This is a genomic window from Streptomyces sp. NPDC051907 (assembly GCF_040681075.1).
Classification (GTDB): Bacteria; Actinomycetota; Actinomycetes; order Streptomycetales; family Streptomycetaceae; genus Streptomyces.
In genome coordinates this window covers 96745-112392 of the sequence record NZ_JBFAYB010000012.1, presented here as the reverse complement: position 1 = coordinate 112392, position 15648 = coordinate 96745, and the positions used below count along the sequence as shown (strand labels likewise).

The 15648-nt window shown below is 70.8% G+C and carries 16 protein-coding genes and 1 pseudogene; 8 read left to right on the top strand and 9 right to left on the bottom strand.

The annotated features are described in order from the left end of the window. Positions 1 to 84 precede the first annotated feature (84 nt). Both AB0M39_RS10625 and AB0M39_RS10620 read right to left on the bottom strand, forming a co-directional pair. Positions 85 to 570: a cupin domain-containing protein gene (locus AB0M39_RS10625; RefSeq protein ID WP_365362400.1), complete on the bottom strand. Its 486-nt coding sequence runs from the start codon at positions 568 to 570 to the stop codon at positions 85 to 87. Between the two features lie 97 nt (positions 571 to 667). Beyond that, on the bottom strand, positions 668 to 1117 hold the full coding sequence (locus AB0M39_RS10620) for a MarR family transcriptional regulator (RefSeq protein WP_365362398.1): 450 nt from the start codon (positions 1115 to 1117) through the stop codon (positions 668 to 670). A 106-nt stretch (positions 1118 to 1223) separates the two neighbouring features. On the opposite strand from AB0M39_RS10620, the gene AB0M39_RS10615 reads away from it, so the two are divergent. Next, on the top strand, positions 1224 to 2246 hold the full coding sequence (locus AB0M39_RS10615; RefSeq protein ID WP_365362396.1) for a superoxide dismutase: 1023 nt from the start codon (positions 1224 to 1226) through the stop codon (positions 2244 to 2246). Between the two features lie 248 nt (positions 2247 to 2494). Here AB0M39_RS10615 and ychF read toward each other — a convergent pair whose 3' ends face one another. Further along, on the bottom strand, positions 2495 to 3583 hold the full coding sequence (gene ychF / locus AB0M39_RS10610; RefSeq protein WP_365362394.1) for a redox-regulated ATPase YchF: 1089 nt from the start codon (positions 3581 to 3583) through the stop codon (positions 2495 to 2497). 543 nt (positions 3584 to 4126) lie between these two features. Here ychF and AB0M39_RS10605 point away from each other — a divergent pair. After that, positions 4127 to 4708 (top strand): DUF6542 domain-containing protein, encoded by a 582-nt coding sequence (locus AB0M39_RS10605; RefSeq protein WP_365362440.1) that lies wholly within the window; start codon positions 4127 to 4129, stop codon positions 4706 to 4708. A gap of 103 nt (positions 4709 to 4811) precedes the next feature. On the opposite strand, the gene ppgK is transcribed toward AB0M39_RS10605, so the two are convergent. Continuing rightward, positions 4812 to 5549 carry a polyphosphate--glucose phosphotransferase gene (gene ppgK, locus AB0M39_RS10600; protein ID WP_365362392.1) on the bottom strand — a complete coding sequence of 246 codons (738 nt, stop codon included), beginning with the start codon at positions 5547 to 5549 and terminating at the stop codon, positions 4812 to 4814. Between the two features lie 223 nt (positions 5550 to 5772). Further along, positions 5773 to 6765 (bottom strand): 4-hydroxy-3-methylbut-2-enyl diphosphate reductase, encoded by a 993-nt coding sequence (locus AB0M39_RS10595; protein ID WP_365362390.1) that lies wholly within the window; start codon positions 6763 to 6765, stop codon positions 5773 to 5775. A 206-nt stretch (positions 6766 to 6971) separates the two neighbouring features. Between AB0M39_RS10595 and AB0M39_RS10590 the strand changes: the two are divergent. The 4 genes and pseudogenes from AB0M39_RS10590 (at position 6972) to AB0M39_RS10575 (ending at position 10804) form a co-directional block, all read left to right on the top strand. Continuing rightward, positions 6972 to 7717, top strand: a pseudogene (locus AB0M39_RS10590) (hypothetical protein). 224 nt (positions 7718 to 7941) lie between these two features. After that, positions 7942 to 9150: an exodeoxyribonuclease VII large subunit gene (xseA, locus tag AB0M39_RS10585; RefSeq protein WP_365362388.1), complete on the top strand. Its 1209-nt coding sequence runs from the start codon at positions 7942 to 7944 to the stop codon at positions 9148 to 9150. 36 nt (positions 9151 to 9186) lie between these two features. After that, a complete protein-coding gene (locus AB0M39_RS10580; protein WP_365362386.1) occupies positions 9187 to 9420 on the top strand; it encodes an exodeoxyribonuclease VII small subunit in 234 nt (77 codons plus the stop codon). Positions 9421 to 10213: 793 nt separating this feature from the next. Further along, positions 10214 to 10804 (top strand): malonic semialdehyde reductase, encoded by a 591-nt coding sequence (locus AB0M39_RS10575; RefSeq protein WP_365362384.1) that lies wholly within the window; start codon positions 10214 to 10216, stop codon positions 10802 to 10804. A 113-nt stretch (positions 10805 to 10917) separates the two neighbouring features. On the opposite strand, the gene AB0M39_RS10570 is transcribed toward AB0M39_RS10575, so the two are convergent. Beyond that, positions 10918 to 11106, bottom strand: a complete 189-nt coding sequence (locus AB0M39_RS10570) for a hypothetical protein (protein ID WP_365362382.1) — start codon at positions 11104 to 11106, stop codon at positions 10918 to 10920. Between the two features lie 221 nt (positions 11107 to 11327). Between AB0M39_RS10570 and AB0M39_RS10565 the strand changes: the two genes are divergently transcribed. Further along, a complete protein-coding gene (locus AB0M39_RS10565) occupies positions 11328 to 12314 on the top strand; it encodes a hypothetical protein (RefSeq protein ID WP_365362380.1) in 987 nt (328 codons plus the stop codon). Positions 12315 to 12356: 42 nt separating this feature from the next. On the opposite strand, the gene AB0M39_RS10560 is transcribed toward AB0M39_RS10565, so the two are convergent. Then, positions 12357 to 12905: a DUF4245 domain-containing protein gene (locus AB0M39_RS10560; protein ID WP_365362378.1), complete on the bottom strand. Its 549-nt coding sequence runs from the start codon at positions 12903 to 12905 to the stop codon at positions 12357 to 12359. A 124-nt stretch (positions 12906 to 13029) separates the two neighbouring features. Here AB0M39_RS10560 and glpX point away from each other — a divergent pair, with 124 nt between their 5' ends. Beyond that, positions 13030 to 14061 (top strand): class II fructose-bisphosphatase, encoded by a 1032-nt coding sequence (glpX, locus tag AB0M39_RS10555; RefSeq protein ID WP_365362376.1) that lies wholly within the window; start codon positions 13030 to 13032, stop codon positions 14059 to 14061. A gap of 149 nt (positions 14062 to 14210) precedes the next feature. On the opposite strand, the gene AB0M39_RS10550 is transcribed toward glpX, so the two are convergent. Next, the gene (locus tag AB0M39_RS10550; protein ID WP_365362374.1) at positions 14211 to 14564 is read right to left on the bottom strand and encodes a WhiB family transcriptional regulator; all 354 of its coding nucleotides are present in this window, start codon (positions 14562 to 14564) and stop codon (positions 14211 to 14213) included. A 152-nt stretch (positions 14565 to 14716) separates the two neighbouring features. Then, positions 14717 to 15397 carry a DUF1707 domain-containing protein gene (locus tag AB0M39_RS10545; protein WP_365362372.1) on the bottom strand — a complete coding sequence of 227 codons (681 nt, stop codon included), beginning with the start codon at positions 15395 to 15397 and terminating at the stop codon, positions 14717 to 14719. Positions 15398 to 15648: the final 251 nt, after the last annotated feature.

Genomic DNA, 15648 nt, shown 5'->3' with positions numbered 1-15648 from the left:
GGGAGCGTGTGCCGGTCACGCCGGGGGGATCGGTCCCGCCGGGGTCTCGGTCCCGCCCGGGTCTCGGTCCCGCCGGGGAGAGGGTCAGTCCGTCCAGTAGGTGTCGTGCTTGAGGAAGAACTCCGCCTGCTGTTCGGGCGACCACTCGGCAGCGACCTCGGCGACCTTCTCGAAGTACTCCTCGCGGGGCGCGCCCGGCGCGAAGAGCAGCAGCATCGAGGCCGGCTCGTCCGAGTCGTTGCGGAAGGCGTGCAGGCCGCCCTGGGGGACGTACAGGAAGTCGCCGGCCTTCCCGTCGATCCAGCTCTCGCCGTTGTAGAGGCGGACGGTGCCGTCGATGACGAAGAACGACTCCGAGATCGATCTATGGAAGTGCGTCTTGGGGCCGCCCGCCTTGGGCGCCATGTCCACCCGGTAGAGCCCGAACTCCCCGCCGGTGGAGGCGGCGGTGGCCAGGTACTGCGTGCGGCTTCCGTTCTTCGACTGGAGGTCGGCGGGGGTGTTCGCGGGCCGGAACTCCGCGGAGATCTCGCCCTTGCCCTCGACGTACTTCGGGTCGGGGTACGACATGTGCCGCTCCTTTTCGTCGAGTTGAGCCTCGCACACACATCTGGCCGTGCTCCGACAGCCCTCCGAGGGCCCTCGGCGGCTCTGCCGCGGGCGTCGATCAGCCTGACGAGGGCCGGACCGACTCCAGAAGGTCGACGCAGCGTCCCAGGAGCGCGACGAGCGACTCCCGCTCCTCGTCCGTGAACTCCGCGGCGAGGGCGCGCTCGACGCGCACGGCCCGCTCGTCCGCGTCGGCCATGACGCCCTTGCCCTCCTCGGTCAGCCGGGCCTCCAGGACGTGCTTGTGCCACTGGTGCGGGCTGCGCTCGATGAGGCCGCGCGACTCGAGGTTCTTCAGCACGGTGTTCATGGTCGGCGGGGTGACCCCGCAGGCGCGGGCCAGCGCGGCGGCGGAGATGCCGGGGCTCTCCGAGAGGACGAGCAGGGCGGCGTACTGCGGGACGGTCAGGCCCGCCGGCTTGAGCACGGCGTGCTTGGTGGCGCCGAGGGCCCGTTCGGCGCGCTTGATGTGCGAACCGAGGCGCTCGGCGGCGGGCATAGACGTCATCTCCGCATCGTATCGAGCGCACTGACCATGCGAACCTTGACGAGTATTAGAACTCTAATTACTGTTACGACTCACCCATCCACCTGAGTTCGAACAGAGAGGCATCATGCCCCGCGCTCTCCGCAGCTCCCTGCTGGCTCTCCCCCTCGCCCTCTGCCTCGCCCTCCCGCTCGCGTCGTCGTCCCAGGCGACGGAGGGGACAGGCTCCACAGATGCGACGACGTCCCCTCGCCCGGCCAAGATCCGCACGGCCTACGCGCTGCCCGGCGACCGCGCCTACCCCGAGGGCATCGCGACCGACCCGCGAAACGGGGACGTGTACGTGGGCTCGTACACCACCGGCGCGGTCTACCGCGCCGCCTCCGGCGACCGCACGGCGAAGGTGTTCCTCCCCGCCGGCACGGACGGCCGTTCCACGGCCAACGGCCTGAAGGCGGACCGCGCCGGGCGCCTATGGGTCACCGACTCCACGGCGGGCGTCTCGGTGTACGACATCCGGAAGCGCAGACTGCTCGCCCGCTTCGACGTGCCCGGCGAGGGGGCCCGATTCGTCAACGACATCGTCATCGCCCCGGACGGCACGGCGTATCTGACCGACAGCGTGCGCGCGGTGATCTACCGCGTGACCCCGGCCCAGCTGTCCCGCACCATGGCGGGCAGCGGCCGCGCCACGCTCGCCACGCGCTACGACCTGACCCCGGCGATCGGCCCCGACCGCAGCCAGTACACGCTGAACGGCATCGTCGCCGACCCGACGGGCCGCTACCTGCTGACCCCCGACATGAGCGCGGGCACCCTCTACCGCGTCGACCTCGCATCGGGCACGACGCGCCGGGTGACCCTCAAGGGCGGCACGATGCTGAGCGCGGACGGCCTCGAACTCCGCCACGGCACGCTATGGGCGGCCCACAACTTCCGCAACAAACTCACCCGCTGGCACGTCTCCCCGGACGGCACGCGGGCGTGGCAGACCGCGGAACTCTCCGACCCCACCCTCCAGGCCCCGACGACCCTGCTCCACAGGGCGGGCCGCCTCCTGGTGGTCCGCTCCCAGTTCGACAAGGGGGGACCACTGGGACCGGGGGTCCCGCAGACGCCGTTCTCGGTGGCTTCGGTGGACGGCATCTGAGCGGGGGGGGGGAGCGGCTGGCGCGGTCCGTGTGGGGGCGGGCACGGTCGAGCCCGCCCTGGAGACGAACGGACTCAAGACGCCGTGGTGGACTGTCACGGCGACCACAGGGGTGATGGCCGGTTACGACGGGCCAGGTATCCCAGCGACCATCCCAGCACGGGAAAAACCAAGGGCCCGACTCCGGAGAGTCGGACCCCTTCTGACCTGCACGTTGCAAGATCAGCGACGTGGCGGCTAGTCACCCGCTACACATTGAAGCGGAACTCCACCACGTCGCCGTCCTGCATCACGTAGTCCTTGCCCTCCATGCGGGCCTTGCCCTTGGCGCGGGCCTCCGCTACCGAGCCCGTGTCGACCAGGTCCGCGAAGGAGATGACCTCGGCCTTGATGAAGCCCTTCTGGAAGTCGGTGTGGATCACACCGGCCGCCTCCGGAGCCGTCGCGCCCTTCTTGATCGTCCAGGCGCGGGTCTCCTTCGGGCCCGCCGTCAGGTAGGTCTGGAGGCCCAGGGTGTCGAAGCCGACGCGGCCCAGGGTGGCCAGACCCGGCTCCTCCTGGCCCATCGACTGGAGGAGCTCCAGCGCCTCGTCGTCGTCGAGTTCGATCAGCTCGGACTCGATCTTGGCGTTGAGGAAGATCGCCTCGGCCGGGGCGACCAGCGCGCGCTGCTCGTTCTTGAAGTCCTCGTCGACCAGCTCGTCCTCGTCCACGTTGAAGACGTAGAGGAACGGCTTCGTCGTGAGCAGGTGCAGCTCGTGCAGCAGGTCGCCCTGCTCGGTGCCCTTGGTGATGCCCGCCGAGAAGAGCGTCTGGCCGGACTCGAGGATCTTCTGCGCGGACTCGACCGCAGCGAGGACGGCGACCTTCTCCTTCTGGAGACGGGACTCCTTCTGCAGACGCGGCACCGCCTTCTCTACGGACTGGAGGTCCGCGAGGATCAGCTCGGTGTTGATCGTCTCGATGTCGTCCTTCGGCGAGACCTTGCCGTCGACGTGCACGACGTTCTCGTCCTTGAACGCGCGGATGACCTGGCAGATCGCGTCGGACTCGCGGATGTTCGCCAGGAACTTGTTGCCCAGGCCCTCGCCCTCGCTCGCGCCGCGCACGATGCCCGCGATGTCGACGAAGTCGACCGTCGCCGGGAGGATCCGCTGCGAGCTGAAGATCTCGGCGAGCGTGGCGAGGCGTGCGTCCGGGACGCCGACGACGCCGACGTTCGGCTCGATGGTGGCGAACGGGTAGTTGGCCGCCAGCACGTCGTTCTTGGTCAGGGCGTTGAACAGGGTCGACTTGCCGACATTCGGCAGGCCGACGATTCCGATCGTGAGCGACACGTTGGCGACTTCCTGGAGTGAGGTCCGGCGGTGAGGTCCGGCGGAGGTCTGGCTGATGGCCGTACGGCCCGGAGGTGGGCCGATCCCCCAGTTTACGGGCGGGTCAAGCCGGCCAGCGACGGGAGCTGCGAGGAGGCGGCGAAGCGGGGCCGTGAGGAGGATAAGCCCGGGGGACAAAGGGCCGACGGGGCGGTGGGGCAGGGGTGGGAGCGTGCCGGAAGTCCCCTCAGGGGCAGGGGCAGGGAGTGGGGGTGTGCTGGAAGATCCCTCGAGGGCAGGCGAGGGGGCGCGAAGAGGTACGCCCAGCGACTGCGACCGTCCGGCGGCACCGCCCCGCCCTGGAGCCTCGCCGGGGCGCCCCCTCAGCCCCGGCCGGTCGAACTCAACGCCAAGGTCACCCAAAAGGCGTGTCCCGTACCTGGTTATTCCTGCCCCGCGACCTACGTTGTTCGTGTGGAGCAGCACAGATCAGGTCCCCGTCAGCGCCGACAGCGGCCGCAGCCCCCTCTTTCCCCTCAAGCGCCCCTCGCGCCCCAGGGCGTCATCGCCGAGGCCCCCGCCGTCTACCGAGTGCCCCCGACGCGTCCGCGGACGGCGCCGCCCGTGGTCCTCGCGCTGCGCAGGCTGCCCAACCCCCGGCTGACCGGCCTGGGCGCCGGGCTCTTCGGAGCGGCGACCATGCTCGCGATCGGCGGCCTCGTCTGGCTGCTCTTCGACGGCTCGGCCGTCGTCTACGGGGTGCTCTTCCTGCCGGTCAGCGCCCTCACCGCGCTCTGGGTGCGCGGCGCCGACCTGGTCAGCGCGCCGATCAGCGTGCCGATCGCCTTCGCCGTCGGCATCGTGCCGATCTCGGGCGGGACCGGCGGCTTCGGCGGGCAGACGATGGCGGTGGTCACAGCGCTCGCCGTGCACGCCGGATGGCTCTACGGCGGCACGCTGATCGCCGGGCTCATCACGTGCGTACGGAAGGTACGGATGATGAGCCGCCGCCAGCGGCGCGGCCGACCCGGTCCAGGGCCTGGAACCGGCCAAGGGCAGGGCACGGGCACTGGCACGGGCACAGGCACGGGCACAGGTGCGGGAGCCGGCGTCGACGGCGGGACCGGCCCCAGGCACCGCGGCTGACGAGCCCTCCCAGCGCGGCCGACCGTCGACCAGCGCAGTCGAACGGCGCGCGTCGCGCACGCGGGGCGGCTCGCTCCGTCCAGCGCCTCGTCTCGCGCCCCGTCTAGCGCTCCGTCGCCGCCATCGCGGCCCCCACGATCCCCGCGTTGTTGCGCAGCTCCGCCGGGACGATCTCCGCCCGCACGCCCTCGATCAGCGGCACGAACTTGTCCGCCTTCCGGCTCACTCCGCCGCCGATGATGAACAGCTCCGGCGAGAACAGCATCTCCACGTGGTGGAGGTACTTCTGGACCCGGCGCGCCCAGTGCGGCCAGCTCAGGTCCTCGTCCTCCTTGACCTTCGTGGACGCGTGCTTCTCCGCGTCATGGCCGTGCAGCTCCAGATGACCCAGCTCGGTATTGGGGACCAGGCGGCCGTCGAGGAAGAGCGCGCTGCCGATGCCCGTGCCGAACGTCAGCAGAATCACCGTGCCCTTGCGCCCGCGGCCCGCGCCGAACTGCATCTCCGCGATCCCCGCCGCGTCCGCGTCGTTGAGGACGGTGACCTCCATGCCGATCCGATCGCCCAGCAGCTTCTGGGCGTCCACGTCGATCCAGCCCTTGTCGACATTGGCCGCTGTGCGGGTGACGCCGTCCGTGACGACGCCGGGGAAGGTGATGCCGACCGGGCCCGACCAGCCGAAATCGCTCACGACCTCGGCGACGGCGTCCGCCACCGAGGCCGGCGTCGCCGGATGCGGGGTCAGCACCTTGCGGCGCTCCTCCGCCAGGTCGCCGCGCTCAAGGTCCACGGGAGCGCCCTTGATGCCGGATCCGCCGATGTCCACTCCGAACACGTTCATGGACACAACGTTACGGGCAGCCCCTGGCAGTCACCGCCCGAGTTCACAGATCGGGGACGTACGAACGGCGATGGCCGCGCGGACCGGTGATACGGACCGGCGATAACGGACAGGGGCGAACAGGTTCGCACCCTGTCGCACCGGCCCGGACGCCGCCGACCGGCCGCGGACAGCCCGGCCCCGCCGACGACCAGGTCGTCGGCGGGCGCCAACCGGCAGAGGGCTACTCGCCCGCGAGCTTCGCCGCCTCCGCGCGCAGGTCGCGGCGCAGCTCCTTCGGCAGCGAGAAGGTGATCGACTCCTCCGCCGCCTTGACGATCTCGACGTCCTCGAAGCCCCGCTCCGCGAGCCACTCCAGCACGCCCTCGACCAGCACTTCCGGGACGGACGCGCCCGAGGTCACGCCGACCGTGGAGACGCCCTCCATCCAGGACTCCTCGATCTCCGACGCGAAGTCCACCAGGTGTGCCGCGCGGGCGCCGGCGCCCAGCGCCACCTCGACCAGCCGGACGGAGTTCGAGGAGTTCTTGGAGCCGACCACGATGACCAGGTCCGCCTCCGCGCCCATCTGCTTGACGGCGATCTGGCGGTTCTGCGTGGCGTAGCAGATGTCGTCGCTCGGCGGGGAGATCAGCTGCGGGAACTTCTCCTTGAGCGCGTCGACCGTCTCCATGGTCTCGTCGACGGAGAGCGTGGTCTGGGAGAGCCAGACGACCTTCGACGGGTCGCGGACCTCGACCTTGTCCACGTCGGCCGGGCCGTCGACCAGCGTGATGTGGTCCGGGGCCTCGCCGGAGGTGCCGATGACCTCTTCGTGGCCCTCGTGGCCGATCAGGAGGATGTCGAAGTCCTCGTTGGCGAAGCGGACGGCTTCCTTGTGGACCTTGGTGACGAGGGGGCAGGTCGCGTCGATGGTCGCGAGCTTTCCTGCCGCGGCCTCGTCGTGGACGGTCGGCGCGACGCCGTGCGCCGAGAACATCACGATCGATCCCTCGGGGACCTCCGCCGTCTGCTCGACGAAGATCGCGCCCTTCTTCTCCAGGGTCTGGACGACGTACTTGTTGTGGACGATCTCGTGGCGCACATAGATCGGCGCGCCGTACTGCTCCAGGGCTCTCTCGACGGCGATAACGGCACGGTCCACTCCCGCGCAGTAGCCACGGGGAGCGGCGAGCAGGACGCGTCGGGCAGGAGTCGTTGCAGTCATGCCCCCCATCGTAAGGCCGCCCAGAACAGGCGAGAGATCACCCGTCGGGCTGAGACTGCTGAGACCGGGGCGTACGCCTGTGCTGGAGCGATGGAGAGACCGCGATGACCTCCGCAGACGCGCCGGAGCCTGCGGAAGTACTCGTTCCGGAGTCGTAGAGCGCGAACCGAGGAGAGGGAGAGGAGAGGGCACCGAGAACGGAGGAAAGGGAGGACATGGGAGATATAGGGGACAGCGCGGGAAGGAGTGGAAAGGACGCGAAGGGGAACGGGCGCCGCGGGCTGCGGCGCACGCTGGGATTCCGGGACCTCGTCGTCTATGGACTGCTCTTCATCTATGGACTGCTCTTCATCGCGCCCATGGCCCCCGTCGGCGTCTTCGGCGCCCTCGATGCCAAGTCCCACGGCGCGGTGGCGGCCGTCTACGTCGTCGCGACGATCGCTATGGCCCTCACCGCATGGAGCTTCGCCCAGATGCTGCGCGTGGCAAGGCGATCGGGGCGGCGTTCGCGGCGCTGGCGGGGCAGGCGGCGGCCGGCCGGCTGCTCTTCGCGATGGCGCGGGACCGGCGGCTGCCGCGTGTGCTGTCCCGTACGGACTCGGGCGTGCCGCGGCTCGCTCTGCTGCTGGCCGCGGCGGTGACTATGGTCGCTGCGGTGTGGGCGGCGCGGCACGACGACGGGCTGAACCGTCTGGTGTCCGTGGTCGACGTCGGGGCGCTGACAGCGTTCACGCTGCTCCACGCGAGCGTGATCGGCTGGTTCGTGGTGCGCCGGATGGAGGGCCCGCCGCACTGGCTGCGGCATCTCGTCGCGCCTGCTCTGGGCGCGGCCGTGACGATCGCGGTGATCAAGGAGGCGTCGGCCTCGGCGCAGGCGGTCGGCGCGGTGTGGCTGGGCGTGGGGCTGATCGTGCTGTCGGTGCAGTGGGGTCGCGGAGACGCGCAGAGGCTGCCCGACTAGCTCTCGCGATGCCTGCCGGCCTAGCCATGCTGCCAGGACCACCCGACTACCCCGACTACCAGTGCTCACCGGACAACCGGACTGGCTGTCGAGGCCGTCCAGGCATCTGTCCGCGCGGAGACGACGCGGGTGTCCGCGCTAAGGCGACGACGACGGCGACGGCGGGCGGAGTAAGGGGCGCGGGGCAGGGGGCGTTGTCGTACGCGGCCGTTACGCTCGCCCCTATGGCTCTCAACACGTCCGCGGAAGCTCCCCTGCCGGTCGGCGAGGTGTCCCGGCTCATCGGCGGGTGGATCGACCGGCTCGGGGCGGTCTGGGTGGAGGGGCAGATCACCCAGCTGTCGCGGCGGCCCGGCGCGGGGGTCGTGTTCATGACCCTGCGCGACCCCTCGTACGACATCTCGGTGAGCGTCACGTGCTTCCGGCAGGTGTACGACGCGGTGGCGGACGTGGTCTCGGAGGGTGCGCGGGTCGTCGTGCACGCCAAGCCGGAGTGGTACGCGCCGCGGGGACAGCTGTCGCTGCGCGCGGTGGAGATAAAGCCGGTGGGCATCGGCGAACTGCTCGCCCGGCTGGAGCAGTTGAAGCGGACCCTGGGAGCGGAGGGGCTGTTCGCCCTCGATCGGAAGAAGTCGCTGCCGTTCCTGCCGCACCGGGTGGGACTGGTCTGCGGGCGGGCCTCGGCCGCCGAACGAGACGTGCTGGAGAACGCGCGCCGACGCTGGCCCGCGGTCCGCTTCGAGGTGCGGAACGTGGCGGTGCAAGGAGTGCGGGCGGTGGCCCAGGTCGTCCAGGCGGTCAAGGAGTTGGACGCCGACCCCGACGTGGACGTGATCATCGTGGCGCGGGGCGGGGGCAGCGTGGAGGATCTGCTGCCCTTCTCGGACGAGCAACTGGTGCGGACGGTCGCTCACTGCCGTACGCCCGTGGTGTCCGCGATCGGGCACGAGCCCGACTCGCCGCTGCTGGACCTGGTGGCCGACCTGCGGGCGTCGACGCCGACGGACGCGGCGAAGAAGGTCGTCCCGGACGTCGGCGAGGAGCTGGACAGGGTGCGGCAGCTGCGCGACCGCGCGCTGCGGACCGTGCGGGGGCTGCTGGACCGCGAGGAGCGGGGGCTGGCGCACGCGCTGGGGCGGCGCTCCATGGAGCATCCTCACCGGATGGTGGAGGAGCGCGAGTCCGAGGTGGACGCGCTGCTCGCGCGCAGCCGGCGGGTGCTGGGGCATCTGCTGGACCGCGCCGACTCAGAACTGGCGCACACACGCGCGCGCGTGCTCTCGCTGTCGCCGGCGGCCACTCTGGAGCGGGGGTACGCGGTGCTGCAGCGGGAGGACGGCTCGGTCGTCCGCTCTCCGGAGGAGGTGGCCGCGGGCGAGGAGCTGCGCGCGCGGGTCTCCGAGGGGGAGTTCTCGGTGCGGGTCGCGGAGTGAGCGTCGTTGTCACACCTCACGCATAGGGTGGACGTCATGGCTGCTGACACGGACGAGGCCACGCTCGGCTACGAGCAGGCACGGGACGAGCTGATCGAGGTCGTACGCCGCCTGGAGGCGGGAGGCACGACGCTCGAGGAATCGCTGGCTCTGTGGGAGCGGGGCGAGGACCTGGCCAAGCTCTGTCACCACTGGCTGGAGGGCGCGCGCGCCCGCCTGGACGCGGCGCTGGCGGCGCGGGACGAGGGCGGCGAGGCGGAGCAGGAGTAGCGCGGGGGCGGCCGAGGGCGCAGCCGCCGCGCCCACCACCGCCGGGGTGCCGGCGGGCCTGGTGCCCGGTGCCGGCAGGCGATCCCGGCCAGCCGGTATGGGCCCCCGGCGAGCCTGGTGCTCGTCCTGCGGTCCCGGCCAGTCCGCCTGGTGACCGGCGGGCCCGGCATACGACCCCGGCCAACTGGCCCGGCGTGCGACCCGGCCAGCCGACGTCGGCCCCCGGCCGGCCTGGCGACCAGCGGGCGACCCCCGCCTGCCGGTATAAGACCCGGCGGGCCCGGTGCCCGTCGTACGACCCCAGCCGCACGACGGTCCTCCCGCGCCCCAGCCATACGACGGCCCGCGGGCGACCGCTCGGCACTCCCAGCGACCCCGGCCCGCGCGCCCTCCCGGCGCAGGCCGCCCCTCCGCCCTCCCCCCGCACAGCCAGCCCGCCAGCCCGTCGGCCCGTCGGCCCACCAGCCGCCGGGCCCCATCGCGTCCCGGCTCCGCCCGGCCACCGGGCCCTCGCGCCGGGTCCCGCACAGCCGCCAGACCCTCACGCGCACCGACCCCGCCCGCCCGCCGGGCCATCCCCCGCCCTGCACTGCCCCGCCCCCACAGCCGTCGCCGCAGGTCCGACCCGCCCGCGACGCCCAGCCCGCGCCCCGCCCGCGCCCCGCCTCGCAGCGCGCGACGCCCCACCCCCTGTGAAGTGGAGCACCACGCTCCCCTATTAGTTGAAATTTAATCTATCTCGACGTACGGTGAGGTCATCGCTTGATCCATTGCTGCTTGGAAGGTTCGCCGAATGTCTTTCGTGATCGACGCCGCTGCTCAGGACCTCCTCTTCCGCGAGGCCCGTACCGCCAACGCGTTCACCGACGAGCCGGTGACCGAGGAGCAGATGCAGGCTGTCTACGACCTCGTCAAGTACGGTCCGACCGCCTTCAACCAGAACCCGATGCGCATCGTCCTCGTCCGCTCCGACGAGGCCCGCCAGCGGCTCCTCCCCCACCTCGCCGAGAGCAACCGGGCCAAGACCGCCTCCGCTCCGATGGTCGCCATCCTCACCGCGGACAACGAGTTCCACGAGGAGCTCCCCCACCTGTTCCCGCACATCCCTCAGGTGAAGGAGCTGTTCTTCTCCGAGCGCCCGGTCCGGGAGCAGTCCGCGGCCATGAACGCCGCGCTGCAGGCCGCCTACTTCATCGTCGGCCTCCGCGCCGCCGGGCTCGCCGCCGGTCCGATGACCGGGTTCGACTTCGCGGGCGTGCAGAAGGAGTTCCTGGACGACGACCACACCCCGGTGATGATCGTCAACATCGGCAGGCCGGCCGAGAACGCGTGGCACGACCGCTCCCCGCGGCTGTCGTACGACGACGTCGTCACCGCCGTCTGAGCCGCTCGTCGCCGCACGGGCCGACGCACGCGAGAAGAACCGCAGGCCCCTGAGCACCCCTAGCTCGGGGGCCTTTAGCTCGGGGGCCTTCGCCATGGCCGACCGCACCCGCCTCACCGCCGGCTCCACCGGGCGAGGCAGGGGCCGTCGTCCGCGCCGTAGAGGGCGGCGCCGGTCACCGGGCAGACTCCGGTGAACGGGACCGACTGGCCGGCCATCGCGCCGAGCTCTATGGCGATCGCCTCCCCGAGCCGATCGGGAGGCCGCTCGTTGGACGCGCTCTGCGCGTCGTCGTTGTCCATGCCGCAAAGCTCAGCGGACCAGCGCGCGATCGCCTCAATCGAGCGCACAAACCCGGCTGTCGCAGATCGCCCGATCTCGTTCGACGGGACGACGTCGAACGCCCTTGATGCACCTCGGGTGCATCAGCAACGCGCCTCTGACGAGCACAGTGTGATGGAAGCGTCACATCGCGTCTACGATGCCTGTCTCACTGTCGTTTCGGCGCGTAAGGATGGAGCACATGGCACCGCGCCCGGAAGGGCCCGCAGCCGAGGACGAGGGCGCGGAGGCAGAGTTCGCCCGCGTGCTCGAGACGTTCGCCGCGGATCTCAACGCACTGCACAGCACGTACGACTCGCTCACCCTGCAGAGCCTGGTGAACCGTTCCAAGCAGCTGCCGGGCCGCACCCTCGCGAAGTCGACCATCAGCGACGCGCTGAACGGCAAGCGACTGCCGTCACACGACGTCGCCCTCAGAGTCGTCCAGCTCATCTCCGCCGAGGCCCCCATGGCCGAGCGGGAGAGGATCCGCGCGCACTGGCGCAGCCGCTGGCGGGTGGCGAAGCACCTGCAGAAGCAGGCCCGCCGCCAGGCCCGCGACCGGATGCAGGAGCAGGAGCAGGAACGGGGCCACGGCCGCCGCCAAGGCCACGCCCACGACGCCCTCGAGAGCGCCCAGGTGCGCGATCAGACGCCGGGGCGGGCGCTCGCGCAGGATGCCGACCACCGGCGCATCCAGGAGTCCCTCGGCCGGAGTTCCGGACGGCACGAACCGCCGACCACTCTGCCCGTACAGCGAACACACCTGAACGAACGCGAACATCCTCGGCCGACGCCGTACGAGTCCGAACTCTGCCCCGGCCTGCCGTTTTCGCTGCCGTTCTACTTCTACCTGGACCAGTACGCCGTCGTCTGGTCGGTGTTCGACCGCTGCGACCAGAACCCCGTCGAACTCCCTGGGCGGAACTGGTACGGCGTCGTCGGACACGGGCCGGACGAAGGGTGGATCATCACCTCCGTGTCCCGGGACCGGCCCCTCGTGCTGGGACTGCTCCTGACGACGGACAAGATCCCCCGGGAGCACATCCACAAGTACCTGCCGGGCGAGCACTTGCCGAGTGCGAACGTGACAGCCGGGCACGTGACGGCCGGGCATCTACCGGCCGGGCAGCTGCCGCCCGGGCCGGCCGGACACCTGCCGGTGGAGCAGCTACCCGCCCGCCCCTGACGGCGAGGAGCTCGTCGGGGACGGGCTCTTCGAGGACGGGCTCTACGGCGAGGGGCTCTTCGGCGAGGGGGCCTTCTCCGACTTCAGCGCGCCCGCCATCTCCGCCAGCCGCTCGAACGACGCGGTGCCGGTGACCACCGTCGTCGATCCCTTGCCGTCGCGCACCAGGGCGTCGTACTTCGGGCCCTCCCAGCGCTGCCAGGTCTCGCCGCCCACCGCCTGGGTCTTCCCGGTGTTCTTGGCCTGGTGGCTGACCTTGGCGATGTACTTTCCGGCCGCCGCGGTCGACTGCTCGATCGCGACGTACTGGCCGTCCGGGTCGAGGAAGCCGAGGTGCCAGGCGTTCGACTCGGCTCGGCTGTAGGTGACCGAGGTCGTCTTCCAGCCCTTCGCCAACCCCTCGGGCGCGGCCACCGGGTAAGGTGCCGCGCGCCGGGCAGTCAAAAGCTCCACCCGGTAGTCGACCGCCTTGATGGGGTCGGCCTTGTCGTCGTGCGGAATGAACATGTACACACCCGCGACGACGGCACCGATCACCGCCATCGAGAGCACCATGTCCCGCACCGTCTGTCTTCCTCGCATACCTGCCACGCCCACCATGGTCGCATCAAGGGACCGTGCTCAAACGTGGCCCCCTCTGCTCATTTTGTCGACGTACCGATAGAGTCGCATCACCCTCTATTCCGGCCGTCGTCGTACAGAAAGGTGCGCTCCGATGACCGAGCACAACTTGCCGCCCCAGCTCGAGGTCTCTCCCGAAGCCCCCGATCGCAACCTCGCCCTTGAGCTCGTCCGCGTCACTGAGGCCGCCGCCATGGCCGCCGGCCGCTGGGTCGGGCGTGGCGACAAGATCGGCGCGGACGGCGCAGCCGTCAGGGCGATGAGGACCCTCGTCTCCACCGTCTCGATGAACGGCGTCGTCGTCATCGGAGAGGGTGAGAAGGACGAGGCCCCGATGCTGTTCAACGGCGAGCGGGTCGGCGACGGCACCGGCGCCGAGGTCGACATCGCCGTGGACCCGATCGACGGCACCACGCTCAACGCCAAGGGCATGCCGAACGCCATCGCCGTGCTCGCCGCCGCCGACCGCGGCACCATGTTCGACCCGTCCGCGGTCTTCTACATGGAGAAGCTGGTCACCGGCCCCGAGGCCGCCGACTTCGTCGACATCAACGCCCCGGTCTCGGTGAACATCCGCCGCGTCGCCAAGGCGAAGAACGCCAACCCCGAGGACATCACCGTCGTCATCCTCGACCGCCCCCGCCACGAGGGCATGGTCAAGGAGATCCGCGAGACGGGCGCCCGGATCAAGTTCATCTCGGACGGCGACGTCGCCGGTTCGATCATGGCGGTACGCGAAGGCACCGGCGTCGACATGCTGATGGGCATCGGCGGCACGCCGGAGGGCATCATCTCCGCCTGCGCGATCAAGTGCCTCGGCGGCACCATCCAGGGCAAGCTCTGGCCGAAGGACGACGCCGAGCGCCAGCGCGCGCTCGACGCGGGCCACGACCTGAGCCGTGTGCTGCACACGAACGACCTGGTCAGCGGCGAGAACGTGTTCTTCGTCGCCACCGGCATCACGGACGGCGAGCTGCTGCGCGGCGTCCACTATCGCGCGGAGACCGCCACCACGTCCTCGCTGGTGATGCGCTCCAAGTCCGGCACGATCCGCAAGATCGACTCGACGCACCGGCTGTCGAAGCTGCGCGCGTACAGCGCCATCGACTTCGACCGCGCGAAGTAGCGGCGCCAAGGAGCGCCTGGCGGCTGCCGGCCAACGACCTTTCGCCGACGACCGGTTGCCGCTAGCCGCTAGCCGCTGATAGTCAGCCATACGAGAAGGGGCGCTCCCATGTGCGGTGGGAACGCCCCTTCCCGTGCGTAGGCGACCGCTCAGGCCGCCGACGCCGGCTTCTTCACCTCGACCTCGCGCCGCCTGCGGCGGGCCAGCACCACGCGGCGCTCGGCCGCGGTGAGGCCGCCCCAGACTCCGTACGGCTCCGGCTGCAGCAGGGCGTGCTCCCGGCACTCGACCATCACCGGGCAGCGGGCGCAGACCCGCTTCGCGGCCTCTTCGCGTGACAGCCGCGCCGCCGTTGGCTCCTTGGATGGAGCGAAGAACAGCCCCGCTTCGTCGCGGCGGCACACCGCCTCCGCATGCCAGGGTCCGGCCTGATCCTCCCGAGCGGGAATCCGCTGGGGCGGAAGGGCGGCGACCTGCAAGGACTGATGCGGCAGCTGCAGCACGGGTCTACTCCTGACGACGGCTTCGCGAGCGAGAGACGATGCAGCACTCCCTACCCGCTGTACGCACTCCTATGCACTGAGTGGCACTGACTTCCGGGGTACGGAATTGCGGCTGGGCGCTCACGGCTGGAAAGCGCTCCGGGGCGGAGCCGTCAGCCGAGATGTTTCCGCAGGCGATCGTGGAGGTCCGAGATTCGTCGGCCCCGTTTCGGCTTGGCCTCGACATTACCGAAAACCGAGTACCCGTTGACGACGACGACCGGCGCCTCGGGATTCGCCCCCTCGAGGGTGAGGACCTCGAAGTTGCCGAAGATCCCGGAGCCGCTGCCGCGCAGGGAGATGTTCTCGGGAACGCGCACCTCGATGTTGCCGAAGACGGAGGTCGCGTTGATCACGGTGAGGCGCTGTTCGAAGAGGGCCTCGGTGAGGTCGATCTCGACGTTGCCGAAGAGCGCGATGGCGTTGGTGCGGCGACCGACCCGCCAACGGCCCTTGCGGGTGGAGCTGGAGAAGACCGCGATCAGGTTCTCGGCAGGACCGGTGGGCTCGTCGTCCCCTCCGTACGCGTGCGGGACGGGGTCCGGCTCGCTCCGCTGCGCCGCGGGCAGATCGCGCACCAGAGGCTCGAGCTCCCCGAGGGTCTTGGCCCGGTAGACGGCGTCGATCCGCTCCGAGTGCTCCTCGGCGTCCAGCCGGCCCTCGGCCAGGGCGTCCCGGAGGATGTCCGCGATCCGGTCGCGGTCGGCGTCGGACGCGCGGATGGCGGGGGCGGGGTCCGCGAAGGCGGGATCCGCCGGGGCGACGGGCTTCTGGGGGTGCTTTTCGAGGTCCACGGAGTCAGGGTAGCGAAACGCGATAGATCGCGACTAGTACAGGGGGTGGGGTGGCGCGGCGTCTCCTGCGGGGCGTCTCCCGCGCGGCTCCGCCCCGGGCCCCGCGCCTCCATCTCCCCCCAGACTTCGCCCGGGGGACCCCCACAGGGCTGGAGGTGCGACGGCGTCCGCCGGGGGGCCTCGCGCCTACTGAGCCTTACCTCACCAACCTTCCCCCGTCACCGCGCTCTACGCTGGAGTGCGCGTGTTGC

Bases quoted from the DNA above. Each gene is read 5' to 3' on its own strand.
- AB0M39_RS10575 (WP_365362384.1), top strand. From the start codon at position 10,214: ATGTCTTTCGTGATCGACGCCGCTGCTCAGGACCTCCTCTTCCGCGAG.
- AB0M39_RS10580 (WP_365362386.1), top strand. From the start codon at position 9,187: ATGGCTGCTGACACGGACGAGGCCACGCTCGGCTACGAGCAGGCACGG.
- AB0M39_RS10565 (WP_365362380.1), top strand. From the start codon at position 11,328: ATGGCACCGCGCCCGGAAGGGCCCGCAGCCGAGGACGAGGGCGCGGAG.
- xseA (WP_365362388.1), top strand. From the start codon at position 7,942: ATGGCTCTCAACACGTCCGCGGAAGCTCCCCTGCCGGTCGGCGAGGTG.
- AB0M39_RS10625 (WP_365362400.1), bottom strand. From the start codon at position 570: ATGTCGTACCCCGACCCGAAGTACGTCGAGGGCAAGGGCGAGATCTCC.
- ppgK (WP_365362392.1), bottom strand. From the start codon at position 5,549: ATGAACGTGTTCGGAGTGGACATCGGCGGATCCGGCATCAAGGGCGCT.
- AB0M39_RS10595 (WP_365362390.1), bottom strand. From the start codon at position 6,765: ATGGGGGGCATGACTGCAACGACTCCTGCCCGACGCGTCCTGCTCGCC.
- AB0M39_RS10570 (WP_365362382.1), bottom strand. From the start codon at position 11,106: ATGGACAACGACGACGCGCAGAGCGCGTCCAACGAGCGGCCTCCCGAT.
- AB0M39_RS10615 (WP_365362396.1), top strand. From the start codon at position 1,224: ATGCCCCGCGCTCTCCGCAGCTCCCTGCTGGCTCTCCCCCTCGCCCTC.
- glpX (WP_365362376.1), top strand. From the start codon at position 13,030: ATGACCGAGCACAACTTGCCGCCCCAGCTCGAGGTCTCTCCCGAAGCC.
- AB0M39_RS10620 (WP_365362398.1), bottom strand. From the start codon at position 1,117: ATGACGTCTATGCCCGCCGCCGAGCGCCTCGGTTCGCACATCAAGCGC.